Below are 26,206 nucleotides of genomic sequence, written 5' to 3'. Positions count from 1 at the left end.
GAGGTGGACTGAAGTGGAGGCTTGCCCGTCCGAGCTCGTGCTCCGGCAGCGGGCTCCAGAAGCGTATCAGGTGTGCGCGGCTTCTCGGGCTCTCAGGCAGCCGGGTCGCGATCCCCAGCGTCTGTGCGGTCTCCGGGGAGGGACACCCCGATCGGGACCCGGGACCGCGCGATGACCGTGACGTCGATCACGAGCGACCCGATGACGCCGACGATGATCGCGACGGCCAACACCGGGGTGTCCACCCAGTCCCGGTCCTTGAGCGCGACGAGGACGACGATGAAGAGCACGAACTTGACCAGGAACGTCCCCATGATCGTGCCGAAGAACGCACCAGAGACCATCTGTCCGCCCGAGAACCGGATCGCGAGGAGGACGCTCACCGCGGTCAGACCGCAGAAGACGACGCTCATCACGGCGCCGATGAGCCCGCCGGTCAGGCCGGGGCCACCGGCGACGAACCACCCGACGACACCGCCGACGAGCGCGAGGGCGGCGGCGAGGCCGGCACCCTGCACGAGGATGCGGCGGAACACCGGCCGGACGTGGTCGAGCGCGTTCGGTGCGGTCACGATGGGTCTCCAGGGGTCGAGCGGGGCCGGGGCCGCGGTCGCGGGTCCCGGACGGCGGCGGCACGGTCGAGCGGGTCGTAGCTGGCGTCGAACGGCGCACCGGCGGACGCGGTGGTCTGCGCCGCGATCTCGACCCGCTTCCGGCCGAGTGGGGCGAACGTCACGATGGCACACACCGTGAACCCGACCGCGACGAACGCCGCGACCCACCACCAGTTCACGAAGAGGAAGAGCAGGCAGCCGAAGGCGACCACTGCCGTCCACGCGTAGAAGATGAGCACCGCGTGGAAGTGCGAGTGCCCCATGTCGAGCAGGCGGTGGTGCAGGTGCTTCCGGTCCGCGGAGAACGGCGACTTCCCGGCGCTCACCCGTCGGATCACGGCCAGGCCGAAGTCGAGGATCGGCACGACGAGGATGGCGAACGGCAGCAGGATCGGGATGAACGCCGGCAGCAGGTCGGTCCGGGTCCGGACGGCTGCGGGGTCGATGTTGCCCGTGATCGACACCGCGCTCGTCGCCATCAGGAACCCGACCAGCAGCGCGCCGGCGTCCCCCATGAAGAGCTTCGCGGGGTGCCAGTTGAGCACGAGGAACCCGGCGCAGGCGCCGACGAGCACCGCGGTGAGCAGCGACGGCAGGTTGAAGAAGAACTCCGTCTCCACGACCACGCGGTTGATGAAGAACGTGTAGAGGAAGAACACCCCGCCCGCGATGATCGCGACCCCGGCCACGAGTCCGTCGAGCCCGTCGATGAAGTTCACCGCGTTCATGACGAGCACGACCGCGAGCACCGTGAAGATGAGGCTCATGTAGGACGAGCCGACGCCGAGCGTGTTGCCGATCGGCAGCGAGACGATCGCGACGCCCTGCCAGGCGAGGATCCCCGCGGCGATGATCTGTCCGGCGAGCTTCGTCATCCAGTCGAGGTCCCAGATGTCGTCCGCGACGCCGAGCACGACGATGATGGTCGCGCCCGCCAGGACGGCGATCACCCGCCCCGGCTCGCCGAAGACGAGCCGGAAGTAGTCCTGTCCCGCGATCGCCGGGAAGAGGAACCACGCGCAGAGCAGGGAGACGATCACGCCGAGGAACATCGCGATGCCCCCGAGACGCGGGGTGGGCGTCCGGTGCACGTCCCGCTCACGGACCTTCGGGTACCACTTGTACTTGATCCCGAGCTTCCACACGAGCCAACTGACGAGGAAGCTCACGACCGCCGAGATGACCCCCGCGAGCAGGTAGAACTTCACCGGACGAGGTCGTCCCCGACGACCCGTCTGATCTCGTCGTCCGGGATCACACCGTGGCGGACGATGCGGAGGCCCTCCCCCGCGGACAGACCGGTCGCGTCCACGATGGTGGAACCGGTCGACGCTGCAGCACCGTCGTGCGGCGCCAGCGCTCCGCCGTCGAGGTAGACCGCGACGCTGTCACCGAGCATGCGCTCGGCGTCGTCGACGTCCATCGCGGCCGGGTCGCCGGTGGAGTTCGCCGAGGAGACCGCGAGCGGACCGACCTCGCGCAGGAGCTCGAGGGCGATGCGCGAGTCCGGCATCCGGAGCGCGACGGTCCCCCGCGTCTCACCGAGGTCCCAGTCGAGCGACGGCTGCGCACGGAGGATCACGGTGAGACCACCGGGCCAGAACGCATCGACGAGCTGGCGCACCGGCTCGGGGACCTCGCTGGCGAGCGCGTCGAGCGTCGCGACGCCCGGGATGAGCACCGGCGGCGGCGACTGCCGCGTCCGGCCCTTCGCGTCGAGCAGGCGCTGCACGGCCGAGGCGCTGAACGCGTCCGCCGCGACGCCGTAGACGGTGTCGGTGGGCACGACGACGAGTTCGCCCCGACCGAGGGCGGTCCGTGCGAGCCGCATGCCGGTCAGGAGCCCGTCGGGGTCGGAACAGTCGTATCGGGAAGCCATGACCTGCACGATGATAGTGCGCGAGGATAGGAGGCATCGTGAACGAGACGCCCGCGCCCCCACTCCTGTTCCTCTTCGACATGGACGACGTCCTCGTCCGCTACGACTGGACGACCCGGATGGCCGGGCTGACCGAGCTGACCGGGCACGACTTCACCGAGCTCCGCCGCCGCTGGTGGGACACCGGGAACGAGCAGCGGGCCGAGGCCGGGCACTTCGCGGACGCCGACGCCTACCTCGCCGCCTTCGAGCAGGCCATGGGGTGCCCGGTCCCCGAGACGGAGTGGGCACGCATCCGCGGAGCGGCGATGACCGAGCTGCCGGACCGGCTCGAGGCGGTGCGGATCGCCAAGCAGCACGGTCGGGTCGCGCTGCTCACGAACAACGGCCCGCTCGCCGGTCGGTGGCTGCACGAATGGGTCCCGTCGCTGCCGCCGCTGTTCGAGGAGCACCTGGACACCACGAGCGCGTTCGGCGCACGGAAGCCCGATCCGGAGGTGTTCCGGCGCGTGCTCGCCCACCACGGTGTCCCGGCCGAGCGCACCTTCTTCGCCGACGACATGCCCGAGAACGTCGCCGGGGCACGGAGCGTCGGCATCACCGCCGTGCTCGTCGAGCACGACACCGACCTGCGGGGTGCGGTGCGGACGTTCGTCGCGGCCCACGAGACGGCACCGGTCGTCTAGGAGCCGCCGCCCGGCACACGCCGGTCAGCGCGTCGCGGTGGTCGTGCGGTCGCGTCCGGTGAGGTCGACGTGCGTCTCCGGGGACCGGAAGCCCCGGTCGGCGAGCACCGCGCGGACGCCGGCGCCCTGCTGCTCGGCGTGCTCGACGACGAGCAGTCCGCCGGGCACGAGCAGGCGCCACGCGGTCTCGGTCAGGGCCCGCACGGCGTCGAGCCCGTCCGGTCCGCCGTACAGCGCGAGCGCCGGGTCGTGGTCGCGGACCTCGGGGTCGATCGGGACCGCGTCGTCGGGCACGTACGGCGGGTTCGACACGACGACCGACACCCGGCCGTCGAGCTCCGGCAGCGCGTCGGCGAGGTCGCCCTCGACGAGGTGCACCGTCCCGCCGTGTGCGTCCACGTTGCGACGCGTCCACGGCAGGGCCTCGGGCGAGCGTTCGACCGCGTACACCACGGCGTTCGGCACCTCGGTGTCCATCGCGATGGCGATCGCACCGCTCCCGGACCCGAGGTCGACGGCGATCGGCTCGGGCACCGCGGTCGACCGGAGCGCGTCGATGCCGAACTGGACGACCGACTCGGTCTCCGGCCGCGGGACGAACACGCCCGGTCCGACCGACAGGGTCAGCGCGCGGAAGTGCGCCTCGCCGGTGACGTGCTGGAGTGGTTCACGGGTGACGCGACGGGCGACGGCGTGCCGGAAGCGCTCGACGTGTCCCTCGGCGATCGCTCCCCCGGTCATCGCACGCGCCTGCACGGCACCCCGCGAGGTGTCCGTCGCCCAGGCCAGCAGGAGTTCCGCGTCGACCTGTGGCGTCGGGACGCCTGCCGCGGCCAGGGCAACTGCCGCCTCGCGCAGGAGCCGGTCGGCGGCGAAGGCGGGCCGGGGACCCGAGGTGGGGCGGGCCTCCCGGCCGGACACGCCGATCAGGCGTCCTGGTCGCCGAGGGCGGCCAGGCGCGCCTCTTCGTCGGCCTGGATGGCGGACTGCACGACCGGTTCGAGTGCGCCGTTCATGACACGGTCGAGGTCGTACGCCTTGTAGCCGGTGCGGTGGTCCGCGATCCGGTTCTCCGGGAAGTTGTACGTCCGGATGCGCTCCGAACGGTCCATCCCGCGGATCTGCGACTTGCGGGCGTCGGAGGCGATCGCGTCACGCTCCTCCTGCTGGCGCGCGAGGATGCGGGCCCGCAGGACGCGCATGCCGGCCTCGCGGTTCTGCAGCTGCGACTTCTCGTTCTGCATCGCGACCGTGATCCCCGTCGGGAGGTGCGTGATGCGGACCGCGGAGTCCGTCGTGTTGACCGACTGTCCGCCGGGACCGGAGGAGCGGTACACGTCGATCTTCAGGTCGTTCTGGTTGATCTCGACCTCCTCCGGCTCGTCCACCTCGGGGAAGACGAGCACGCCGGTCGTCGACGTGTGGATGCGCCCCTGCGACTCGGTCGCCGGGACGCGCTGGACGCGGTGCACACCGCCCTCGTACTTGAGGTGTGCCCACACGCCCTGCGACGGGTCGGTCGCGTTCGACTTGATCGCGACCTGCACGTCCTTGTAGCCACCGAGGTCGGACTCGGTGCGCTCGAGCATCTCGACCTTCCAGCCCTTGCCCTCGGCGTAGTGCGAGTACATGCGGAGCAGGTCGGCCGCGAACAGCGCGGACTCCTCGCCGCCCTCGCCGCCCTTGATCTCCATGATGACGTCACGGCCGTCGTCGGGGTCGCGCGGGATGAGGAGCCGGCGGAGGCGCTCCTGGCGCTCCGCCAGCTGCTCCTCGAGCCCCGGGACCTCGTCCGCGAACGCCTCGTCCTCGCGCGCGAGCTCGCGGGCGGCGGCGAGGTCATCCCCCGCCGCCTGCCAGCCCTCGTACGCGGCCTTGATCTGGCTCAGCTCGGCGTACCGCCGGTTGACCTTCTTGGCGCGGGCCGGGTCGGCGTGGAGCGCGGGGTCCGACAGCTGCTGCGTCAGTTCCTCGTGTTCCGCCAGCAGCCCTGCCACCGACTCGAACACGCGTTACTCCTGGTGGCCGCTGCCGTGGTGACCGTTGGTCGCCGGCACCGACTTCTGGATCTGGACGAGGAACTCCACGTTCGACTGCGTCTCCTTGAGGTTCCGGAGGACGACGTCGAGCGCCTGCTGCGGGTCGAGCCCGGCGAGGGCCCGACGGAGACGCCAGGTGATCGCGACCTCGTCGGCGGAGAGCAGCTGCTCCTCGCGACGGGTGCCGGACGCGTTGATGTCGACGGCCGGGAAGATCCGCTTGTCGGCGAGGTGCCGGTTGAGGCGGAGCTCCATGTTGCCGGTGCCCTTGAACTCCTCGAAGATCACCTCGTCCATCTTCGACCCGGTCTCGACGAGCGCCGTGGCGAGGATGGTCAGCGAGCCGCCGTTCTCGATGTTGCGGGCGGCGCCGAAGAAGCGCTTGACGGGGTAGAGCGCGGCGGAGTCGACGCCACCGGAGAGCACGCGACCCGACGGCGGCGTGGCCAGGTTGTACGCGCGGCCCAGTCGGGTGATCGAGTCGAGCAGCACGACGACGTCGTGGCCCAGCTCGACGAGGCGCTTCGCACGCTCGATGGCGAGCTCGGCGACCGTGGTGTGGTCCTCGGCGGGACGGTCGAAGGTCGAGGCGATGACCTCGCCCTTCACCGTGCGCTGCATGTCGGTGACCTCTTCGGGACGCTCGTCCACCAGGACGACCATGAGGTGCGCCTCGGGGTTGTTCTTCGAGACGGCGTTCGCGATCGCCTGCAGGACGACGGTCTTGCCGGCCTTCGGCGGGGAGACGATGAGACCGCGCTGGCCCTTGCCGATCGGCGACACGAGGTCGATGATGCGGGTCGAGATCTTCGCGGGCTCCGTCTCGAGGCGCAGGCGCTCGTTCGGGTACAGCGGGGTGAGGTCCTGGAAGTCGACCCGGGCCGCGGCCTCGTCGGCGGTCTGACCGTTGATCGTGTCGATCTTGACGAGCGCGTTGTACTTCTGACGGCTCTGCTGCTCGTCGTTCCGCGGCTGCTTGATCGCGCCGACGACCGCGTCGCCCTTGCGCAGGTGGTACTTCTTCACCTGACCGAGGGAGACGTAGACGTCCTCCGGCCCCGGCAGGTAGCCGGTGGTGCGCACGAACGCGTAGTTGTCGAGGACGTCGAGGATGCCGGCGATCGGGATGAGGACGTCGTCCTCGGTGACCTCGGGCTCGAACTCGTCGTTCTGGCCGCCGCGACCACGCTTGCGGTCACGCTGGCGACGGGTCCGACCGTTCTCGGCCTCCTGCTCGGCGGCGCGCTGCTGGTCGGCACGCTGCTGGTCGCCGCGCTGCTGGTCGCCACGCTGCTGCTCGGCCTGCTTCTGCTGGCCGTTCTGCTTCTGCTCGCCCTTGTCGGCGTTCTGCTGCTTGCCGTTCTGCTGCTGCTTCGGCTCGGCCTTGTCCGACTCGGGCTGCTGGCCGTTCTGCTCGGCCTGGTCGCCGTTCTGACCGCGACCACGACCGCGACCGCGACTGCGACGGCCGCGACGAGCGCCGCCCTCGGCCTGGTCGCCCTGGTCGGACTGGTCGGCCTGCTGGCCGTCGTTCTGCTGCGCGACGTCCTGGTCGCCCTGCTCGGCGGCGTCCGCGGCCGGGACCTGGACCTCCGCGGTGGCGCCCCGGGCCTCCTGGCCGTCGGCCTGCTGCGCCTGGCGGTCGCGACCGCGACCACGACGCTGACCGGTCTGGGCGGCCTCCTGCGCGTCCTTCTCGGCGCGGACCTGGTCCAGCCCGGCGAGGAGGTCCTCGGTGCCGGTGTGGCCGGCGTTCGTGTGCGAGGCCGCGGCGGTCGGCTCGGCGCTGACGGTGCCACCGGAGGAGGCACGGCGGTTGCGGCGACCGCGGGCCGGGGCCTCGGCGACCGGTGCGGCGGGCTGCTCGTCGCGCTCCGCCGGCGCCTGCTGCACGGGCTCCGCGGCAGCGACCTGCTCGGTGGTGTCCGCGACCGGGGTGCCGGTGCCGGCACCGTCGAGGGTCGGCGTGACCGTGGCGGGCGCCTCGGCCGGACGCTTGTCCTCGATCGAGGCGATGAGGTCGCCCTTGCGGAGCTTCGAGAGCCCGGTGATGCCGAGGGACGAGGCGATGCGCTGGAGCTCCGGGAGACGGAGCGCGCGCAGGTCAGTGGGGATCTCCACCGAACCGGTGGAGGTGGTGACGTCGGTCACGATGCTGATGGTTCCTTCCGACCGCAGAACGCGGAGAGTTTCCACCGTTCCCGTCGCGGATGTGCAACGGCCGTCGTTCAGACGACGGACCGGGAACGGTGATCTGGAGAGAGTGCCCCACGCACCGGATCAGCGTGGCGGTCGACCTGGGGTGGTCGACGCCTCCGCGAGTTCGGCTTCGAGCGTCGGGTGCGGCTTCACTGTAGCACCACCGAGGTCGACGGCCAGCATGAGCGCACGCCAGGTGGACTCGGCGTGTCGCTCGACCAGTCCGGCCGCCGCGAGCCGCTGTGCCGGGTCGCTCCCCATCACCAGGAGGCTCGGCCCGGCGCCCGAGACGACGGCCGCCAGACCGTGCTGCCGGAGGAGCCCGATCAGGGCGTCCGTCTCGGGCATCGCGCTCGCGCGGTAGGCCTGGTGGAGCCGGTCCTCGGTGGCCGCGAGCAGCAGTTCCGGGCTCTGGATGAGCGCCGCCACGAGCAGCGCCGACCGCGAGACGTTGAAGGCGGCGTCCTCGTGCGGCACCGTCATCGGCTGCAGGGACCGCGCGAGCTTCGTCGAGAGCGTCGACGTCGGGACGAAGACGACGGGCGACACCCCGCGGTGCACGAGCAACCGCTTGTACGCCGGGCCGTCGGCGGTCATCCACGCGATCGTCAGACCACCGAAGAGCGCGGGGGCGACGTTGTCCGGGTGCCCCTCCATCTCGGTGGCGAGGCTCAGCAGCGTGGACGCGTCGAGGTCGACCACGCCGGCGAGGAGCCCACGCGCGGCCATCAGCCCGGCGACGATCGCGGCGGCGGACGACCCCATGCCGCGGCCGTGCGGGATCGCGTTCGTGGCGTGCAGCTCGAGCCCGGGCTGCGGGACGCCGGCGTGCTCGAAGCCACGGCGGACGGCCCGGACGACCAGGTTCGTGTCGTCGGTCGGCACCTCACCGGCGCCGACGCCGTCGATCGTCACGGTCGCGCCCGGCTCGGGCCGGACGCGGACGTCGACCTCGTCGTAGAGCGACAGCGCGAGTCCGAGGGAGTCGAACCCCGGGCCGAGGTTCGCGGAGGTCGCCGGGACGCGCACCCGGACCGCCCGTCCGGCCGGTACAGCCTCCAGGGCGGTCGCGCCCTCCCCCGGTCCGGACGAGCGGTCGACGCTCACCGCGCGCTGACCAGTCCGAGCACGTCCGCGATCGCGGCGGTGTCCACGGGCACGCTGGTCGGGGCGACCTCGCCGCCGTCCTGCGTGCGGAGCGCCCACTGCGGGTCCTTCAGGCCGTGGCCCGTCACCGTGATGACGACGGTCGCGCCCTTCGGGACGACGCCCGCGTCGGCGCGCTCGAGGAGTCCGGCGACGCCGATGGCCGACGCCGGCTCGACGAACACGCCGACCTCTGCCGAGAGGATGTGGTGCGCAGCGAGGATCGCGTCGTCGGAGATCGCACCGAAGTAGCCGTCGGTCTCGTCCCGGGCCTCGAGCGCAGGCTGCCACGACGCCGGGTTGCCGATCCGGATCGCCGAGGCGATGGTCTCCGGGTGCCGGACGACCTCACCGTGCACGATCGGGGCCGAGCCGGCTGCCTGGAAGCCGAACATCCGCGGCATCCGCGACGAACGGCCCGAGGCGACGTCCTCGCGGTACCCGCGCGAGTACGCGGTGTAGTTGCCCGCGTTGCCGACCGGCAGGAAGTGGAAGTCCGGCGCGTCCCCCAGGACGTCGACGACCTCGAACGCGGCGGTCTTCTGCCCCTCGATGCGGTCGTTGTTGACCGAGTTGACCAGGTGCACCGGGTAGTTCGCCGACAGGTCCCGCGCGATGTCGAGGCAGTCGTCGAAGTTGCCCTGCACCTGCAGCAGCTGCGCGTCGTGCGCCACGGCCTGGCTCAGCTTGCCCATCGCGATCTTGCCCTCGGGCACGAGCACCGCGGCGGTGATGCCGGCGTGCGTGGCGTACGCGGCCGCCGAGGCGCTCGTGTTGCCGGTGGAGGCGCAGATGACGGCCTTCGCCCCGTGCTCGACGGCCTTCGAGATCGCCATCGTCATGCCGCGGTCCTTGAAGGAGCCGGTCGGGTTCATGCCCTCGTACTTCACGTACACCTGGGCGCCGGTGCGCTCGGAGAGTCGTCGCGCCGGGATGAGCGGGGTGCCGCCCTCACCGAGCGTCACGATCGGGGTCGCGTCGGTCACGTCGAGTCGGTCGGCGTACTCGCGCAGGACTCCCTGCCACTGGTGGGCCATCAGGCTTCTCTCTCTGTCCGGTGGGGCGGTCTGGTCTGGGTCGGCTGGTCGGTCGGGAGGCTCGGGGTCGCGTCAGGCGCCGACGACACGCAGCACGCTGGTCACGTCGATGACGACGTCCTCGCCGCGGAGCGCGACGACGGTGTCTGCCAGGTCGGCCTCACGCGCGAGGTGCGTGCGGATGACGAGCGTCGCGGTCCCCTCGACGGCCCCCGTGGTGGTCTGCTCGACGGTCTCGACGCTGACGCCGTTCGCCGCGAGCACCCCGGCGACGGTCGACAGCACGCCGGGGGCGTCCGTCACGTGCAGCGCGATCTGGTAGCGGGTCCGCACCGTCCCGATCGGGAAGACGGGCAGTGCCGACTGCGTCGACTCCGCGACACCCGGCCCGCCGATGACGTGGCGACGGGCGGCGGACACGAGGTCACCGAGGACCGCGGAGGCCGTCTCCACCCCGCCGGCGCCGGCACCGTAGAACATGAGGTCGCCGGCGGCCTCGGCCTCGACGAACACCGCGTTCTTCGCCCCGTGCACGCTCGCGAGCGGGTGCGACTCGGGCACGAGCGCGGGGTAGACGCGGGCGCTGACGCCCTCGCGACCCTCGGCGTCGGTGAGGCGCTCGCACGTGGCGAGGATCTTCACGACGTAGCCGGCCTTGCGGGCGGCGCGGACCTGCTCGATGGTCACCGAGGTGATGCCCTCGCGGTGCACGGCGGCGAGCGGGACCGAGGTGTGGAACGCGAGCGACGCGAGGATCGCCGCCTTCTGCGCGGCGTCGTAGCCCTCGACGTCGGCGGTCGGGTCGGCCTCGGCGTACCCGAGCTCCGTCGCGGTCGCCAGTGCGTCGTCGAAGGTCGCGCCCTCGCGGTCCATCAGGTCGAGGATGAAGTTGGTCGTGCCGTTGACGATGCCCATGATCCGCTCGATGCGGTCCCCCGCGAGCGAGTCGTGCAGCGGTCGGATGATCGGGATCGCGCCGGCGACGGCGGCCTCGTAGTAGAGCTGTGCGCCGACCTGCTCGGCGGCGGCGAAGAGCTCCGGGCCGTGCGTGGCGAGCAGCGCCTTGTTGCCGGTGACGACGTCCGCCCCGGACTGCAGCGCCTGCAGCACGAGGGTGCGCGCCGGCTCGATGCCGCCGATGAGCTCGACCACGATGTCGGCCCCGAGGATGAGCGACTCCGCGTCCGTCGTGAAGAGGTCACGCGGCAGGTCGACGTCCCGCTGCACCTCGACGTCGCGGACGGCGATCCCGACCAGCTCCAGACCGGCGCCGGCCCGGGTCGCGAGCTCCTCGCCGTGCTCGAGCAGGAGTCGGGCGACCTGGGAACCGACCGAGCCGGCTCCCAGCAGCGCGACGCGGACGTTGCGGTATTCGATCATCGGGTGGGTGTCTCTCCGGGTCGGGTGGTCAGCGTGCGGCACCGGTGTCGGGCACCGGCGCGACGCCGGTGTCACGGGCGAGGAGGTCGTCGACGGTCTCGCCACGCACGAGGATACGGGCCGTGCCGTCCGCCACCGCGACGACCGGCGGACGACCGACGTGGTTGTAGTTGCTCGCGAGACTCCAGCAGTAGGCACCGGTCGCGGCCACCGCGAGCAGGTCGTCCCGCTGCACGTCGCCGGGCAGGTACTCGTCGTGGACCACGACGTCACCGCTCTCGCAGTGCTTCCCGACGACGCGGGTCAGCACCGGGTCGGCGTCCGACGTCCGGGCGAGGCGTGCCGTGTAGTCCGCGCCGTACAGCGCCGGCCGCACGTTGTCGCTCATGCCGCCGTCGACCGACACGTAGGTGCGCGTCGCCGACGTGCCCTCGTCCGTCTCGACCGTGACGGGCTTGATCGTGCCGACGCGGTACAGCGTGACGCCGGGCGGGCCGACGATGTAGCGGCCGGGCTCCACCGCGATCTCCGGCACCGGGATGCCGCGGGACGCGCACTCCTCGGCGACGATCGCGGCGAGGGCGTCCGCGACGTCCTCGGGCGCGAGGGCCGCGTCCGCCTCGGTGTAGTCGATGCCCCAGCCGCCGCCGAGGTTGAGTTCCGGCACCGGACCGGTGGCGACGAGCGTGGCGTGCACGTCCATCAGCCGGCGGGCGGCCTCGCGGAAACCGCTGTCGTCGAAGATCTGCGACCCGATGTGCGAGTGCAGCCCCACGAACGCCAGGGACGGCTCGGCACGGACGGCCGTCGCCGCCTGCACGGCCTCGGACAGCGGGATGCCGAACTTCTGGTCCTCGCGCGCGGTGGCCAGGAACTCGTGGGTCGAGGCGTGCACCCCGCTGTTGATCCGGATGCGCACGCGCTGCACGACACCGGCCTCGGCGGCGATGCGGGCGACGCGGCCGATCTCCTCGTGGCTGTCGAGCACGACCGTGCCGAGCCCGATCGACACCGCGCGCTCGAGTTCTGCGTCGGACTTGTCGTTGCCGTGGAAGCCCATCAGCGCCGGGTCGACGCCCGCGGCCAGCGCGACGGCGATCTCCCCCATCGTGCAGACGTCGAGACGGAGGTCGGCGTCGGCCATCCACCGGGCGACGTGCGTCGTCCAGAAGGCCTTGGCCGCGTAGTAGACGTGCGCCCGGGTCCCGATCCGCGAGAAGGCGTCGGTGAAGGCGTTCCGTACGCGGACGGCGCGCGACTGGACGTCACGCTCGTCGACGACGTACAGGGGTGAGCCGTACTGCGCCACGAGTGCGTCCGCGGCGACACCGCCGATCGCCAGCATGCCGTCGTCGGTCCGCGTCGCGGAGGCGGGCCAGATGCGGTCGACGAGTTCGGACGCGTCCGTCGGGAACCGCAGCCGCGGCGGCGCAAGGGGGTTCTCGCTCACGGGACCCGATCCTATCCGGCCGGGACGAGCCTCCCGGCGCATGTGACGCTCGTCGCCCGCGGGGTCCTCAGCAGCGGCCGGTGGTGCGCAGGCCGTCCTCGCTGAGCGGGAGTTCGTCCGCGGTGACGCGCACCGTCGCCGCCGACTCCGTCACCCGGAGCGACCGGACCCGGAGCTGCTCCGGCAGGAACTGCGCCGTGCAGACCGGGACGGGCACGTCCGAGACGCCCGGGATGTCGTCGAGGTCCAACCCGAGCGAGGAGTTGGTGATGCGGACGGTCTCGGGCGTGATCGTGACGCCCCGACCGTCGGACTGCACCGCGACCGAGCCGTCCGCCGCGTAGCCGATGTCGAAGCCGAGCACCGAGGTGGTGCCCCGCAGCTCGACGCCGCCGTCGATGAGCCGGAGTCGTTCGAACAGCGGTGAGTAGGCCGCCAGGTCCTTGACCGCCCCGGCCGCGAGCCGGACCGTGCCGTCGACGTCGTGCACGGCGCCCTGGCCGTCCACCGGCAGGTCGCGCGCGGTCACGTCCGCCGCGAGCGGGATGCCCGCCACCGTCAACCGGTCCGAGGAGATGTGCACCCGGTCGAAGGTCCCGCCGACCAGCTGCGGGATGACGACGCCGTCCACGTGCGCGTCCACCGTCCCGGTCGTGCCGTCGGGCAGCGACTGCTCGACCTGGTCCGCGATCGTCCGGTCGACGACCCCGCGGAGGACGAACTCGGCGACCACGACGACGACCGCCAGGAGCAGGAGCACGACGACCAGCACGATCGCCAGCGTCCGGCCCCGACGCGTCCGGCCCCGACGCTTCCGGCCCCGACGCTCCCGACCCCGACCGGTGGCGGGTGCGGACGTCACCGCTACATCCGTTCGGGCGCGCTGACGCCGAGCAGACCGAGGCCGTTCCGGACCACCTGGCCCGTGGCGTCGTTCACCCAGAGACGGGTGCGGTGCAGGTCCGACACCGGCTCGTCACCGAGCGGCGTGACGCGGCAGGAGTCGTACCAGCGGTGGTACAGGCCGGCGAGCTGCTCGATGTACCGGGCGATCCGGTGCGGTTCCCGGAGTTCCGCGGCCTGGCGGACCACCCGCGGGTACTCCGCGATCGCGCCGAGGAGGGCGCTCTCGGACTCGTGGGTGAGCAGCGACGCGTCGAACACCGAGCGGTCCACGCCGGACGCCGCGGCGTTCCGGGCGACGGACTGCGTCCGGGCGTGGGCGTACTGGACGTAGAACACCGGGTTGTCGTTCGTGCGCTTGGTCAGCAGGTCGAGGTCGATGTCGATCGCCGTGTCGCTCGCGAACCGCACGAGCGCGTACCGGCCGGCGTCCACGCCCACGGCGTCGACGAGGTCCTCCATCGTCACGACGGTGCCGTTGCGCTTCGACATCCGGAGCGGCTGGCCGTCCTTGAGCAGGTTCACCAGCTGGCCGATGAGGATCTCGAGGTTCACGCCCGGCTCGTCACCGAACGCCGCACACATGGCCATCATCCGGCCGACGTAGCCGTGGTGGTCCGCGCCGAGCATGATGAGGTTCCGCTCGAAGCCGCGCTCGCGCTTGTCGAGGTAGTAGGCGAGGTCGCCGGCGATGTACGCGGGTTCGCCGTCCGACTTGATGACCACGCGGTCGCGGTCGTCGCCGAAGTCGGTCGTCCGGAGCCAGAGGGCGCCGTCCGCCTCGTACATCCGGCCCTGCTCCTGCAGCCGGGCGATCGCGCGGTCGACCGCCTTCGACTCGTGCAGCGAGTTCTCGTGGAAGAAGACGTCGAAGTCGACGCCGAAGTCGTGCAGCGAGCGCTTGATGTCCGTGAACATGAACTCGACGCCCTCGCGCCGGAACAGCTCCTGCGCTTCGTCGCGCGGCATGCCCGTGACGTCGACACCCGGCTCGAGCGTCGCGAGCACGCGGGCCGCGATCTCGCCGATGTACGCGCCGCCGTAGCCGTCCTCGGGCGTCGGCTCCCCCAGCGCGGACGCCAGGAGGGAGCGGGCGAACCGGTCGATCTGGTTGCCGTGGTCGTTGAAGTAGTACTCGCGGGTGACGAGGCCGCCCTGCGCCTGGAACACGCGCGCCAGGCTGTCGCCCACCGCGGCCCACCGCACGCCGCCCATGTGGATGGGTCCGGTCGGGTTCGCCGACACGAACTCGAGGTCGATGCGGACCCCGTCGTAGAGGTCGCCGTGCCCGAAGGTCACGCCCTGGTCGACCACGGTGCGTGCGACCTCGCCGGCCGCGGCGGCCTCGAGCGTGATGTTGATGAAGCCCGGCCCGGCGATGTCGACCGAGTCCACGCCGTCGAGCTCGGTCAGCTCGCCGGCGATCTCCGTCGCGAGCTCGCGCGGGTTGGACCCGAGGCGCTTCGCGAGCTGCATGGCCGCGTTCGACGCCCAGTCGCCGTGCGCCCGGTTCTTCGGCCGTTCCAGGGCCACGTGGGACTCCTGGACCGTCACGGTGTCGGCAGCGCCTCGGCGCTCGACGATGCCCGTGAGGATCGACAGGTACGCGGCGGAGAGTTCGGCAGGAGTCACGGCGATCGAGTCTACCGGGACACCCGGCGACCACCCGGACCACGCCGGGAGGGATGCAGCATCATGGTCCGTCATGACCTCCCGCAGCCTCCGGGCGTCCGGCCTCGCCGCACTCGTCGTCCCCGCCGCGCTCGTGCTCGCGGCCTGCTCGGGCACGGGCGGTGGTGCCCCTTCCGCCTCCCCCACCACCGGGAGCGTCGGCCGTCCGGTGCCGCAGGACTGCGACGAGCTCGTGCCGGCGACGACGTTCACCGTCTACGGGCGGGATTTCGAGCGGGTGCGGACACCGCGTCCCGCATCGGGTTCGGCCGTCGCGCAGATCGCCGGCCAGGACGGTCGCGTGTGCACCTGGCGGTCCACCGCGGACGAGGACGTCACCGTGACCGTCGCCGTGGCACACCTGCCCGCGGCGCAGATCACACAGCTCGAGGACGCCCTCTTCGCGCAGGGCGGGTCCGTCCCCACGTACACGGTGGAGGGCTACTACTCCCTCCGCTCCGGCACCGGTCGCGCCGACGCCTTCGCCGGTCCGTACTGGATCCACACCAACTCGACGCTCTTCACCGAGCCCGGGACCGCCCAGCCCGTCGTCGACGCCGTCCGGCACGCGGTCGCGCCGGACGCGACCGCGCCGACCGGGTCACCGACGCCCTGACCGGCGCCACGGCGGACGGGAGGCCCGTGTCGGACCGGTGCGGAGCCTCCCGTCCGACACGGCACGCCCGGGGAGGCGCACCGGCGTTCAGGAGGCGGGCGCGGACCTGCTACGGTTGGTGACACCCCGGGCCCCCATAGCTCAGGGGATAGAGCACTGCCCTCCGGAGGCAGGGGCGGAGGTTCGAATCCTCCTGGGGGCACAGTCACATCCCCGCGCAAGCTGTCGTCCTCGCTGCGCTCGGTCGGCAGCGCGCGACGTCGCCTGCGGCGACCTTCCCCCGTGGGCACCAGCGCGACGTCCGCCGCGGCGACCCTCCGGCTCGCGGCCACGTGCGTTCCCGAGCAGGACACCTCCGGGCCCTAGGATCACGCGGCGTGACGACCTCCACGCAGCAGGAACTCGACCGCGGGGACCGCGCCGCACCGGCCAGGACCCTGCTCGACGTCCTCACCGCCACCGCCGAGGCACACCCCGACGCCCTCGCCCTCGAGACGCCGGAGGGTGCGCTCGACTACCGCGGCCTCCTCGCCCTCGTGCAGGAGCGCGCCGCCGACCTCGCCCGCCACGGCGTCCGACGCGGCGACCGGGTCGGGATCCGCATCCCCTCCGGTGGCCGGGACCTGTCCGTGTCGATCCTCGCCGTCCTCGCCGCCGGCGCCGCCTACGTCCCCGTCGACGCCGACGACCCCGAGGAACGCGCCACCCTCGTCTTCGGCGAAGCACGGGTGGTCGGCGTCATCGGTGCCGGCGGTGTGCTCCGCGACCGCCGGGGCGCTCCGCTGCCGGTCACCGACCCCGCGGCGAGCGCCGAGGCGCCCACGACCGAGGACGACGCGTGGGTCATCTTCACGTCGGGGTCCACCGGCGTGCCGAAGGGCGTGGCCGTCACCCACCGCTCCGCCGCGGCCTTCGTCGACGCCGAGGCCCGGATGTTCCTGCAGGCCGCGCCGCTCGGTCCGGACGACCGGGTGCTCGCGGGCCTCAGCGTGGCGTTCGACGCCTCGTGCGAGGAGATGTGGCTCGCCTGGGGACACGGTGCCTGCCTCGTGCCGGCGCCCCGGTCGCTCGTGAAGAGCGGGGTCGACCTCGGCCCGTGGCTCATCGCGCACGGCATCACCGTCGTCTCGACCGTCCCCACGCTCGCGGCACTGTGGCCCGACGACGCGCTCGAGTCCGTGCGGCTGGTGATCTTCGGCGGTGAGGCCTGCCCGCCGGAGCTCGCCGCCCGCATCGCGTCCCGGGACCGCGAGGTGTGGAACACGTACGGCCCGACCGAGGCGACGGTCGTCGCGTGTGGTGCCCTGCTCGACGGCAGCACCCCGGTCCGGATCGGCCTGCCGCTCGACGGGTGGGACCTCGCGGTCGTCGACGCCGAGGGGCAGCGCGTCGCGCCGGGGCAGGTCGGCGAACTCGTCATCGGGGGCGTCGGCCTCGGCCGGTACCTCGACCCGGCGAAGGACGCCGAGAAGTACGCGCCCTTCCCGCAGCTCGGGTGGGAGCGGGCGTACCGGAGCGGCGACCTGGTCCGGTACGACCCCGAGGGGCTCGTCTTCCAGGGTCGCGCCGACGACCAGGTGAAGCTGGGCGGCCGGCGCATCGAACTCGGCGAGATCGACGCGGCCCTGCAGTCCCTCGACGACGTCGCTGCGGGGGCCGCGGTCGTGCAGCGCACCCCGGCGGGCAACCAGGTGCTCGTCGGCTACGTCGCCCCGGTCGCCGGCGCGGTCGTCGACACGGCCGCGGCGAACACCCGTCTCCGCGAGGAACTGCCCGCCGCGCTCGTGCCGCTCCTCACCGTCGTCGACTCCCTGCCGACGCGGACGTCCGGCAAGGTCGACCGGGCGGCGCTGCCGTGGCCCCTCGAGGGCGCGATCGGGACGGACCTCCCGCCGACCGTCGCATGGATCGCCGAGCGGTGGTCGGCGATCCTCGGTGTCCCGGTCGCCGACGTCGACGACGACTTCTTCGCGCACGGCGGCGGTTCCCTGACCGCCGCGCAGCTCGTGTCGGCGGTCCGCGAGCGCTACCCCACGACCACCGTGGCCGACGTCTACGACCACCCGCGGATCGGCGCACTCGCGGCAGCGCTCGACGCGTCCGGGCCGGTGGCGGCGGCACGACGGGACGTCCGGCCGGTGCCGCCGCGCACCGGGCTGCTCCTGACGGTGCTCGGCCTGCCGCTCCAGGTGCTCCGTGGGCTGCGCCTGCTGAGCTGGACGGCACTCGTCGCGGCGGTGCTGCACGCCACCACGATGCCGTTCCTGCCCGTGCTGCCGTGGCCGCTCCTGGTGATCGCCCTCGTGCTGTTCGTCACCCCGGCCGGCAAGATGACGATCACGGTCGTCGCCGCCCGCCTGCTCCTGGCCGGGGTCCGTCCCGGCGACCACCCGCGCGGCGGCTCGGTGCACATCCGGGTCTGGCTCGCGGAACGGATCGCGGAGGCCGTGGACGGTCCGTCGACCGCGGGTGCCCCGTGGATCAGCTACTACGCCCGGGCCCTCGGTGCGAGGATCGGCCGGGACGTCGACCTGCACACGCTGCCGCCGGTCACCGGGATGCTCACGATCGGGAAGCGGGCCGCAGTGGAGCCCGAGGTGGACCTCGCCGGACACTGGGTGGACGGCGACGTGTTCCGCCTGGGTCCCGTGCACGTCGGCACGGACGCGGTCGTGCACAGCCGCTCGACCCTGATGCCCGGAGCACACGTGGGCGACGGCGCCGAGGTCGAGGCCGGCTCGGCGGTGGCCGGCGCGGTCCCGGCGGGTGAGCGCTGGGCGGGCTCGCCGGCCGAGCGCGTCGGGTCGGCACGCCACGGCCGGGAGGCCCGCCCCGCGTCCCCGAAGCGGTGGCTGCTCGCGTACGGGGCCGGGTCGGTCGCCGTCGCCGGGCTCCCCGTCGTCGGCGTCACTGCCGGACTGGCCGTCGCGGCGCTCGTCGTCGGGCGCCCGACCTCGCTCGGGGCCGCGGTCGGCCCCACGCTGCTGAGCGTGCCGCTCGCCACGGTCGTCGCGGGCCTCGTGTACGCGGGCCTCGTCGTCGCCGCGGTCCGGCTGCTCGGGCTCGGGCTCGTCGAGGGTCGGCACCCCGTGCGGTCCCGGACCGGGTGGCAGGTGTGGTGCACCGAGCGGGTCCTCGACGCTGCCCGCACCCTGCTGTTCCCGCTGTACGCGAGCCTCGTCACCCCGCTCTGGCTCCGCCTGCTCGGCGCGCGGGTCGGCCGGGACACCGAGATCTCCACGGTGCTGCTCATCCCCGCGCTGACACAGATCGCGTCCGGGGCGTTCCTGGCCGACGACACCATGGTCGCCACCTACGAGCTCGGCGGCGGTCGGGTGAGGATCGGTCGGTCGAAGGTGGGCCGCCGGGCGTTCCTCGGCAACAGCGGCATGACCGGCGCCGGTCGGTCGGTGCCGCGCGAGGCCCTCGTCGCGGTGCTGTCCGCCGTGCCGAAGAAGGCCAAGCGCGGGTCCTCGTGGCTCGGCAGTCCCCCGGTCCGGCTCCGACGGGCGGCGGCGCAGTTCGACGAGGAGCGCACGTTCCGGCCGCCGACCCGGCTGAAGGTCGCCCGCGGCGCGTGGGAGGTGCTGCGTCTCGTGGCACCCATGGTGTCCGCCGCGATCGGGGTGGCCGTCGCCGCTACCTTCCTGGCCCTGTGGACCACGGTGGGACTCGGCTGGACGGTGCTGCTCGCCGGCCCGGTCCTCATCGCCGCCGGTGCGGTCGCGGCGGCCGTCTCGACCGTGGCGAAGTGGGCCTTCGTCGGGCGCATCACCGCCACCGAGCACCCGCTCTGGTCGTCGTTCGTCTGGCGCAACGAGGTGCAGGACACCTTCGTCGAGTCCGTCGCACGCCCCTGGTTCGCCGAGCAGGCCATCGGCACCCCGGCCCTGGCGGCGTGGTTGCGGAGCCTCGGCGCGACGATCGGCCGCGGTGTCTGGTGCGAGACCTACTGGCTGCCGGAGGCCGACCTCGTCACGATCGGCGACGGGGCGACCGTCGCCCGCGGCACCGTGGTGCAGACGCACCTGTTCCACGACCGCGTCATGCAGCTCGACACCGTGACGCTCGACGCCGGCGCGACGCTCGGGCCGCACGGTGTGGTCCTGCCCGCTGCCGGCATCGGCCCGGGAGCGACCGTCGGGCCCGCCTCGCTCGTGATGCGCGGCGAGCAGGTCCCGGGCGGCACGCTCTGGGCCGGCAACCCGATCGGCCCGTGGGAGCACCCGCCGTGGCGCACCGCGGCGTCCACCTCCGGGCACGACGGGGCGAGCGGGTCCGGCGACGCCGACGGACCACGCGACGCCAGTGGGTCCGGCGAGCGCGCCGAGCACCCGGGGCCGGTCGGCGCCGTGGCAGACTGACCGGCACCGTGAAGCAGACCGACCCCACCGCCGACCCGTACGCCCCGCACAGCGGCGACCGGCGGTGGACGACCCGCCACCACGACCTGCGACTCGACTACCGCGTCGCCACGAACCGGCTCGACGCGACCGCGACGATCAGCGCGACCGCCGACGAGCCGCTCGAGAAGGTCGTGCTCGACCTGCACGGGCTGAGCGTCGACCGGGTCGACGTCGACGGCGTGCGCGCGAAGAAGGTCTCGGTCGGGACCCACAAGACGACCGTGACACCCGCCGCACCGATCGCTGCGGGCGACGAGTTCACGGTGCACGTGCGGTACCGCGGCGCACCCCGACCACTCCGGAGCCCCTGGGGCACGCTCGGCTGGGAGGAACTGACCGACGGCGTGATCGTCGCGAGCCAGCCCGTCGGCGCACCGTCGTGGTTCCCCTGCAACGACCGCCCCGACGACAAGGCGACGTACCGCATCGAGGTGACGTGCGAAGCGGGGTACGAGGTCATCGCGAACGGCGCGCTGCTCGGCCGGGAGCGCACTGCTCGTGGCACGCGCTGGACCTACGCCGTCACCGAGCCGATGGCGACCTACCTGGCCACCGTGCAGATCGGTCGGTACCGCGCGACGAAGCTGCGCGGCGGTGCGGTGCCGGTCACCGTGCACCACCCGTCCGACCTGACCGCCGCCGTGAGGACGGACTTCGGCCAGGTGCCCGACATGATCGCCCTGTTCACCGACCGGTTCGGGCCGTACCCGTTCGCCGAGTACGGCGTCGTGGTGACCGACGACGAGCTCGAGATCCCGCTCGAGGCGCACGGCCTCGCGGTCTTCGGGCGGAACCACGTCGACGGGGAGCACGGCACCGACCGGCTCATCGCCCACGAGCTGGCGCACCAGTGGTTCGGCAACTCGGTGACGCTCGGCGTGTGGCGCGACATCTGGCTGCACGAGGGCTTCGCCTGCTACGCCGAGTGGCTCTGGTCCGAGCACCGCGGCGGCCCCACCGCGGACGACCTGGCGGCGACGTACCGTGCCGGGCTGCTCGACCAGCCGGAGGACCTCGTCGTCGCGGACCCCGGCGCCCGGGACATGTTCGACGACCGCGTCTACAAGCGCGGCGCGCTCGCCCTGCACGCCCTGCGACGGACGATCGGCGACGCTGCCTTCACCGACGGTCTCCGCACGGTGACCGGACGGCACCACCACGGCACGGTGACGACGCCGGACGTCGTGGGCGCGTTCGCGACGGCCGCCGGTACCGACCCCGCGCACGTGCTGCGCGCGCTCGGACCCTGGATCGACGAACCGGGCGTCCCCCCGCTGCCCTAGCCCCGGCGCCGCCCTGACACGGCGCCGCCCTGGCGCCCGTGCCGTCGCGGCGTCGGCGTCGTCCCGGTGTCCCCGCCGTCCTGGGGTCCCGGTCCACGGAGGTCCTCGACCCGGACCGGAGTACCGCCCGCGGCGACGGCCACGACCAGGTCCGCGTCGAGCACGACGACCGTGACGAGCTGCTCCATCCCGTCGAACCGCGCGCGGTCCACCTGCCCGTCGCCGACTCGTCCGAGGACGGCCTCCACGCGTGCGGGATCGACCCGGAGCCCCCGTCCGTCACGCTTCAGCACCGCCTCCTTCACCGTCCAGCACGAGGTGAGGTGCACCCCCGCGCACTCCGGTCCGGACGCGGCCGCGCGGTGCCGCTCCCCCGCGGTGAAGGCGTCGAGCGGGGCCGCCGTCACCCGGGACGCCCGCTCGACGTCGACACCGAGCGACGCCGGCCCGACGGCGAGGACGACGATCCCCGAGGTCCGCGCCAGACCGAGGCCGACCGGACGACCGTCGACCCGGGCTCCCGGCCGACCGTGGTCCGCAGCACCGCAGTGGGGACAGCGCTGCTGCACGGAGACCAGGGCCGGGTCCGATCGGGTGACCTCGGCGACGAACGCGACCAGGGCCTCCCGGTCGGCCGTTCGCGACGCCCCTGCGGCGGCCACCCGCACCGACACGGTCTGGAGGCCCGACTCACCCACGCGAGCAGCCTACGGTCCGCAGTGGGACGGCCGGTGCGGGCACGACGACGGCCCCGGTCGGGACCGACCGGGGCCGTGCTGTCGTCCTGCGGGTCAGGCGTGGGTGAGGGCGATGAGTGCGACGTTCATCGTCGCGTACCGGCCCTCGGACCGGGTCGCCTGACGCACGCGTCCGCGGAGGACCTCGTACCGTCCGTCGCGCTCACGCACGAACCCGATCACGCCGCTCGCCGGCGTGGACACGCGGTGGTACCCGTCCTCGAGTGGGACGACTTCTGCGGTGGTCGCTCGCTCCATTGCTGCTCCCCTTCCTTCATTGGCTCGACATCACTCTACCCCGTTTCGGGGGACATGCCCGCAGCACTGTCCACTGTGTGCGGGCCCCGGGCGATCCCGGTGGGGTACAACCGGCGCCGGCCCGCCCTCCCGCTCCACAGCCCCGGCCCGTCCAGGAGGTGCCTGGCTAGACTCCGGACGACGGCCACGGACCAGCTGGACGAGGGCCACGGACGGAGGACGGATGCGCACGGTCGAGGTCAGGACGGACTCCGGGTCGACGGGGGTGCCTGCCCGGGGCGACGCGGCGCCACGTCCCCTGCTCGCGCGTCTGCTGGCAGGCGCGACCGCCGCCACCGTCGCCGCGCTGCTCGTCGTCGCCCCGGTCCCGGCCGCGCACGCCACCGAGCCGGTCGACCTCAGCGGCGCGTACGTCCTCGACGACGCTGACGCCCTCACCGACGCCCAGCAGGCCGACGTCGAGCAGGCCGTGCAGGACCTGTACCAGGAGACGCAGACACAGCTGTTCGTCGTCTTCGTGCCGTCCTTCACCGACCCGAGCGACCACACCGCCTGGGGTGCCGCGACCATGCAGCAGAACCAGATCGAGACGGACAGCATCCTGCTCTCCGTCGCGGTCGACGAGCGGAACTACGACGTCCAGCAGACCAACGAGACGGCGATCACCTCGAGCGACGTCGAGCGCGCGGTCGACGGCGACCTGCTCCCCCGCCTCAAGCAGGGCGACTGGGCCGCCGCGGCGACGGCCTTCGCCGGCGGACTCCAGCAGAGCCAGCAGCCCGCCGACCTCACCTGGCTGTGGGTGCTGCTCGGTGTCGCCGTCCTGGCCGCGGTCGTCGCCGTCCTCGTCATCCGGGCCCGCAACCGGCGGCGCACCGTCGCGGCCCGGCGCGAGCAGGAGCAGTCCCTCGCCGAACTCCAGCGACGCGCCGGTGGGGCACTCGTCACGATCGACGACGAACTGCGCACGGCCGAACAAGAGGTCGGCTTCGCGGCGGCGCAGTTCGGCGAGGACGCCGCCGCCCCGTTCGCCGAGACCGTGTCGATCGCCAAGCGCGAGGTCCGCAAGGCCTTCGCCCTCCAGCAGCAGCTCGACGACGAGGTCCCGGACACGCCGCAGGAGCGCGCCGATTGGGCGAACCAGATCATCGCCATCTGCGAGCAGGCGCACGCGGCCATCGAGTCGCAGACCGAGTCGTTCGACCAGCTGCGCTCGCTCGAAGCGGGCGTCGACACCGCCGCCGCCGAGCTGACCGCCGCCCTCGGGACCGCTCCCGCCGCCGTGGCCGTGGCCCGTGCGGCGCTGGAGCGCGTCCGGACGGCGTACACCGGTCGGACGCTCGCGACCGTCGCCGACAACGTCGACCAGGCCGAGCAGGTGCTCGCGTACGCCGACGAGCGTGCCGGTGCCGCTCGGACGGCGCTCGCCGCGGGCGACCGGGGCGAGGCCGTCGTCGCGGTCCGGGACGGGCAGCACGCGCTGGCCCAGGTGCAGCAGCTCACCGGCGCCGTCACGGCAGCGGAGCGCACCTTCGCCGACGCCGCCGAGCGTGCCGAGGCGATGCGCGCCGACATCGAGGGCGACATCGCCGCGGCCGCCACCCTCCGCACCGGCGGCCCCGACCTCGCGGCCACGGTCGCGCGGGCGCAGCGGGTCCTCCGTGCCGACGTCGACCCGCGTGACCCCGTCGGGGCGGTCGACGCGCTCACGAAGGCGAACACGGACATCGACGCCGCCCTCGCGACCGCCCGCACCGCCGAGGAGCAGCACCGTCGCGCGACCCAGGCCCTCGACGCCGCCCTCCGGGACGCCCGTTCCCGGATCGGCCAGGCGCGCGAGTTCATCACCGTGCACCGCGGAGCCGTCGGCCCCGCCGCACGCACCCGCCTGTCCGAGGCCGAGCGGGCCTTCGACGACGCGCTCGACCTCGCCACCACCGACCCGCAGCGGGCGCTGCAGGCCGCCCGTGCCGCGGAGCAGTACGCGGCGGCGGCCATCGACGAGGCGAACGACGACACCACCGGGTGGCCCGGCGGCGGCATGGGCGGGATGGGCGGCGGTCGCGGCGGCCCGCAGCTCGGCGGGCTCGTCACCGGTCTCGTCCTCGGCGGGCTGCTCGGCGGTCGCGGCGGGAGCTACGGCGGCGGCTTCTCCGGCGGCGGCCGCTTCTGACCGGTCAGACCCACCCAGACAACCAACCACGAAAGGGACACAGCAATGGCAAAGCAGACCATCTTCGGCCGGATCTCCTCGCTCGTCCGGGCGAACATCAACCAGATCATCGACGACGCCGAGGACCCGCAGCTGATGCTCGACCAGCTCGTCCGCGACTACTCGAACAACATCGCCGACGCCAAGAGCGCCATCGCGCAGACGATCGGCAACCTCCGCCTGCTCGAGCAGGACAACGAGGAGGACGTCCGCGCCGCCCAGGAGTGGGGCCAGAAGGCGGGCAACGCCTCCGCCGCAGCGGACAAGTACCGCGCCGAGGGCAAGACGGCCGAGGCCGACAAGTTCGACAACCTCGCCAAGATCGCCATCGGCAAGCAGATCGCCGCCGAGCAGGAGGTCAAGGACAACGCCGCACCGCTCGCCACGCAGAACGAGCAGGTCGAGAAGCTCAAGCAGGGCCTCGCCGGCATGGAGCAGAAGCTCGAGGAGCTCCGCGCCAAGCGCAACAGCCTCGTCGCCCGCGCCAAGACCGCGGAGGCGCAGTCGAAGGTGAACGACGCCATCGGCACGATCGACATCACCGACCCGACGAGCGACCTCGCGCGCTTCGAGGAGAAGGTCCGTCGCGAAGAGGCGAAGGTCATCGGCCAGCAGGAGCTGCAGGCGTCGAGCCTCGACGCGCAGTTCGAGAGCCTCGAGGACGTCGGCCGCGACGCCGAGGTGGAGGCCCGTCTCGCAGCCCTCAAGTCCGGCGGGACGTCCGCGGTCTGACACCGCGCACCACCGGCAGCTCCGGACGACGTCGGACCCGGCTGACAGACTGACAGGATGCGCTTCCTCGTGGTCGGTCAGTGGCAGGGTTCGGCGTCGTCTCGCGCCATGCGGCTCGCGGACGGAGCCGCCGCCGTCGCCGCGGACCTCCCCCGAGCCGCGACGACCACGATCGCCGTCCCACCCGGTGCGGGCGACCGGCTCGACACCGCGGTCGCCCGCTACACCTCGGTCCTCTCCGTCTCCGGGTCCGTCGCCGAGGAGTGCGCCGTCGCGAGCGAACCCGTGCTCGTCATCGGCGGGGACGGCTCGACCGTCCTCGGTGCCTCGGTCCTCGTCGGCCCCGACACCACCGTCGTCCGGTTGTCCGGCTCGAGCGGCTACCGAGCGCTGAACCGCGCGCAGCCGGTCGCCGCCGAGACGGCCGCGCTGCGCCTGCTGGTCGACCGCCCGGCAGACCTGTTCCCGGAGCTCCCGGTCGTCCCCGCCGCGTCCGTCGTCGTCGCGGGCACCCGCGGGACCGAGGGGGCCGAGGCGGCCGCCCTCGAGCGCGCCGGCGTCGCACACCTCGACGTGGACGCGGCCACGCCCGACGCGCTCGCAGCCGCCGTCGAGCGGACCGGGGCCACCGGGGTCTTCGTCCACGTCGACCTCGACGTGCTCGACCCCTCCGAGGTCGACGGCCTGCTGGAACCCGTGCCGTTCGGACTCGACGGCGCCGCCCTGGTCGCCCTCGTCCAGGCGGCCACCGCCGGCCGACGGCTCGTCGGCGCCGCACTCACCGGCTTCGCACCCGTCGACCCGGAGCGGGCGGTCGACGACCTCGGCGTGATCCTCCGGATCGTCGGCGCACTCTCCACCGCAGCACGGGCCTCCTGACCCGCCCGTCCACACCGGACGCTCCACACAGCGCAGCGCTCCCGGCCGGGACCCCACCCCGGGCGGCTACGCTCGGCCC

21 protein-coding genes and 1 tRNA gene are annotated in these 26,206 nt (G+C 73.1%); 8 read left to right on the top strand and 14 right to left on the bottom strand.

Translation table 11 applies throughout. The features are described from left to right. Window positions 1-92 precede the first annotated feature (92 nt). From DEJ16_RS08250 to DEJ16_RS08240, 3 genes are read right to left on the bottom strand one after another with little or no spacing between them, the layout of a single operon-like run. Window positions 93-572: a hypothetical protein gene (locus tag DEJ16_RS08250; protein WP_110825115.1), complete on the bottom strand. Its 480-nt coding sequence runs from the start codon at window positions 570-572 to the stop codon at window positions 93-95. Then, the gene (locus tag DEJ16_RS08245) at window positions 569-1,822 is read right to left on the bottom strand and encodes an MraY family glycosyltransferase (RefSeq protein ID WP_110825116.1); all 1,254 of its coding nucleotides are present in this window, start codon (window positions 1,820-1,822) and stop codon (window positions 569-571) included. Before DEJ16_RS08245 ends, DEJ16_RS08250 begins: the two co-directional genes overlap by 4 nt. Then, complete coding sequence (locus DEJ16_RS08240; protein ID WP_110825226.1) at window positions 1,819-2,493, bottom strand: L-threonylcarbamoyladenylate synthase; 675 nt, start codon at window positions 2,491-2,493, stop codon at window positions 1,819-1,821. Before DEJ16_RS08240 ends, DEJ16_RS08245 begins: the two co-directional genes overlap by 4 nt. A 38-nt stretch (window positions 2,494-2,531) precedes the next feature. On the opposite strand from DEJ16_RS08240, the gene DEJ16_RS08235 reads away from it, so the two are divergent. Next, complete coding sequence (locus DEJ16_RS08235) at window positions 2,532-3,179, top strand: HAD family phosphatase (RefSeq protein ID WP_258365878.1); 648 nt, start codon at window positions 2,532-2,534, stop codon at window positions 3,177-3,179. A 24-nt stretch (window positions 3,180-3,203) separates the two neighbouring features. Here the strand turns inward: DEJ16_RS08235 and prmC are convergent, their stop codons facing one another. The 9 genes from prmC to argS form a co-directional block, all read right to left on the bottom strand. After that, the gene (gene prmC, locus DEJ16_RS08230) at window positions 3,204-4,100 is read right to left on the bottom strand and encodes a peptide chain release factor N(5)-glutamine methyltransferase (protein WP_110825117.1); all 897 of its coding nucleotides are present in this window, start codon (window positions 4,098-4,100) and stop codon (window positions 3,204-3,206) included. Between the two features lie 5 nt (window positions 4,101-4,105). Then, on the bottom strand, window positions 4,106-5,188 hold the full coding sequence (gene prfA, locus DEJ16_RS08225; RefSeq protein WP_110825118.1) for a peptide chain release factor 1: 1,083 nt from the start codon (window positions 5,186-5,188) through the stop codon (window positions 4,106-4,108). A gap of 3 nt (window positions 5,189-5,191) precedes the next feature. Next, complete coding sequence (gene rho, locus DEJ16_RS08220; protein ID WP_110825119.1) at window positions 5,192-7,369, bottom strand: transcription termination factor Rho; 2,178 nt, start codon at window positions 7,367-7,369, stop codon at window positions 5,192-5,194. 129 nt (window positions 7,370-7,498) lie between these two features. Continuing rightward, window positions 7,499-8,479 (bottom strand): homoserine kinase, encoded by a 981-nt coding sequence (thrB, locus tag DEJ16_RS08215; protein WP_110825228.1) that lies wholly within the window; start codon window positions 8,477-8,479, stop codon window positions 7,499-7,501. Window positions 8,480-8,520: 41 nt separating this feature from the next. Then, window positions 8,521-9,600 carry a threonine synthase gene (gene thrC, locus DEJ16_RS08210; protein ID WP_110825120.1) on the bottom strand — a complete coding sequence of 360 codons (1,080 nt, stop codon included), beginning with the start codon at window positions 9,598-9,600 and terminating at the stop codon, window positions 8,521-8,523. A 72-nt stretch (window positions 9,601-9,672) separates the two neighbouring features. Then, window positions 9,673-10,980 (bottom strand): homoserine dehydrogenase, encoded by a 1,308-nt coding sequence (locus DEJ16_RS08205; RefSeq protein ID WP_110825121.1) that lies wholly within the window; start codon window positions 10,978-10,980, stop codon window positions 9,673-9,675. Between the two features lie 28 nt (window positions 10,981-11,008). Continuing rightward, window positions 11,009-12,430, bottom strand: a complete 1,422-nt coding sequence (gene lysA, locus DEJ16_RS08200; protein WP_110825122.1) for a diaminopimelate decarboxylase — start codon at window positions 12,428-12,430, stop codon at window positions 11,009-11,011. A 67-nt stretch (window positions 12,431-12,497) separates the two neighbouring features. Continuing rightward, complete coding sequence (locus DEJ16_RS08195; protein WP_110825123.1) at window positions 12,498-13,292, bottom strand: hypothetical protein; 795 nt, start codon at window positions 13,290-13,292, stop codon at window positions 12,498-12,500. A 2-nt stretch (window positions 13,293-13,294) separates the two neighbouring features. Next, window positions 13,295-14,965 carry an arginine--tRNA ligase gene (gene argS / locus DEJ16_RS08190; RefSeq protein ID WP_110825124.1) on the bottom strand — a complete coding sequence of 557 codons (1,671 nt, stop codon included), beginning with the start codon at window positions 14,963-14,965 and terminating at the stop codon, window positions 13,295-13,297. Between the two features lie 73 nt (window positions 14,966-15,038). Between argS and DEJ16_RS08185 the strand changes: the two genes are divergently transcribed. The 4 genes from DEJ16_RS08185 to DEJ16_RS08170 all read left to right on the top strand — a co-directional run bounded on the left by DEJ16_RS08185 (window position 15,039) and on the right by DEJ16_RS08170 (window position 21,309). Next, the gene (locus DEJ16_RS08185; protein WP_110825125.1) at window positions 15,039-15,620 is read left to right on the top strand and encodes a hypothetical protein; all 582 of its coding nucleotides are present in this window, start codon (window positions 15,039-15,041) and stop codon (window positions 15,618-15,620) included. 130 nt (window positions 15,621-15,750) lie between these two features. Continuing rightward, window positions 15,751-15,822, top strand: a tRNA-Arg gene (locus DEJ16_RS08180). 175 nt (window positions 15,823-15,997) lie between these two features. Further along, window positions 15,998-19,984, top strand: a complete 3,987-nt coding sequence (locus tag DEJ16_RS08175; RefSeq protein WP_110825126.1) for a Pls/PosA family non-ribosomal peptide synthetase — start codon at window positions 15,998-16,000, stop codon at window positions 19,982-19,984. An 8-nt stretch (window positions 19,985-19,992) separates the two neighbouring features. Beyond that, window positions 19,993-21,309, top strand: a complete 1,317-nt coding sequence (locus DEJ16_RS08170) for a M1 family metallopeptidase (RefSeq protein WP_110825229.1) — start codon at window positions 19,993-19,995, stop codon at window positions 21,307-21,309. On the opposite strand, the gene DEJ16_RS08165 is transcribed toward DEJ16_RS08170, so the two are convergent. After that, complete coding sequence (locus tag DEJ16_RS08165) at window positions 21,306-22,007, bottom strand: 4'-phosphopantetheinyl transferase superfamily protein (RefSeq protein WP_110825127.1); 702 nt, start codon at window positions 22,005-22,007, stop codon at window positions 21,306-21,308. The two genes, DEJ16_RS08170 and DEJ16_RS08165, sit on opposite strands and share 4 nt — an antisense overlap. 93 nt (window positions 22,008-22,100) lie before the next feature. Then, a complete protein-coding gene (locus DEJ16_RS08160) occupies window positions 22,101-22,304 on the bottom strand; it encodes a hypothetical protein (RefSeq protein WP_110825128.1) in 204 nt (67 codons plus the stop codon). A 223-nt stretch (window positions 22,305-22,527) separates the two neighbouring features. Here DEJ16_RS08160 and DEJ16_RS08155 point away from each other — a divergent pair, with 223 nt between their 5' ends. The 3 genes from DEJ16_RS08155 to DEJ16_RS08145 are packed head-to-tail and all read left to right on the top strand — an operon-like array spanning window position 22,528 to window position 26,127. Next, window positions 22,528-24,477, top strand: coding sequence for a TPM domain-containing protein (locus DEJ16_RS08155; RefSeq protein ID WP_110825129.1), 1,950 nt, complete (start codon window positions 22,528-22,530; stop codon window positions 24,475-24,477). Between the two features lie 45 nt (window positions 24,478-24,522). Then, window positions 24,523-25,248, top strand: a complete 726-nt coding sequence (locus DEJ16_RS08150) for a PspA/IM30 family protein (protein WP_110825130.1) — start codon at window positions 24,523-24,525, stop codon at window positions 25,246-25,248. A gap of 57 nt (window positions 25,249-25,305) precedes the next feature. Next, the gene (locus DEJ16_RS08145; RefSeq protein ID WP_110825131.1) at window positions 25,306-26,127 is read left to right on the top strand and encodes an arginase family protein; all 822 of its coding nucleotides are present in this window, start codon (window positions 25,306-25,308) and stop codon (window positions 26,125-26,127) included. Window positions 26,128-26,206: the final 79 nt, after the last annotated feature.

Source organism: Curtobacterium sp. MCJR17_055 (assembly GCF_003224335.1).
Classification (GTDB): domain Bacteria; phylum Actinomycetota; class Actinomycetes; order Actinomycetales; family Microbacteriaceae; genus Curtobacterium.
Note: the sequence above shows the minus strand (reverse complement) of the source record. Positions and strands in the feature narration are given on the sequence as shown.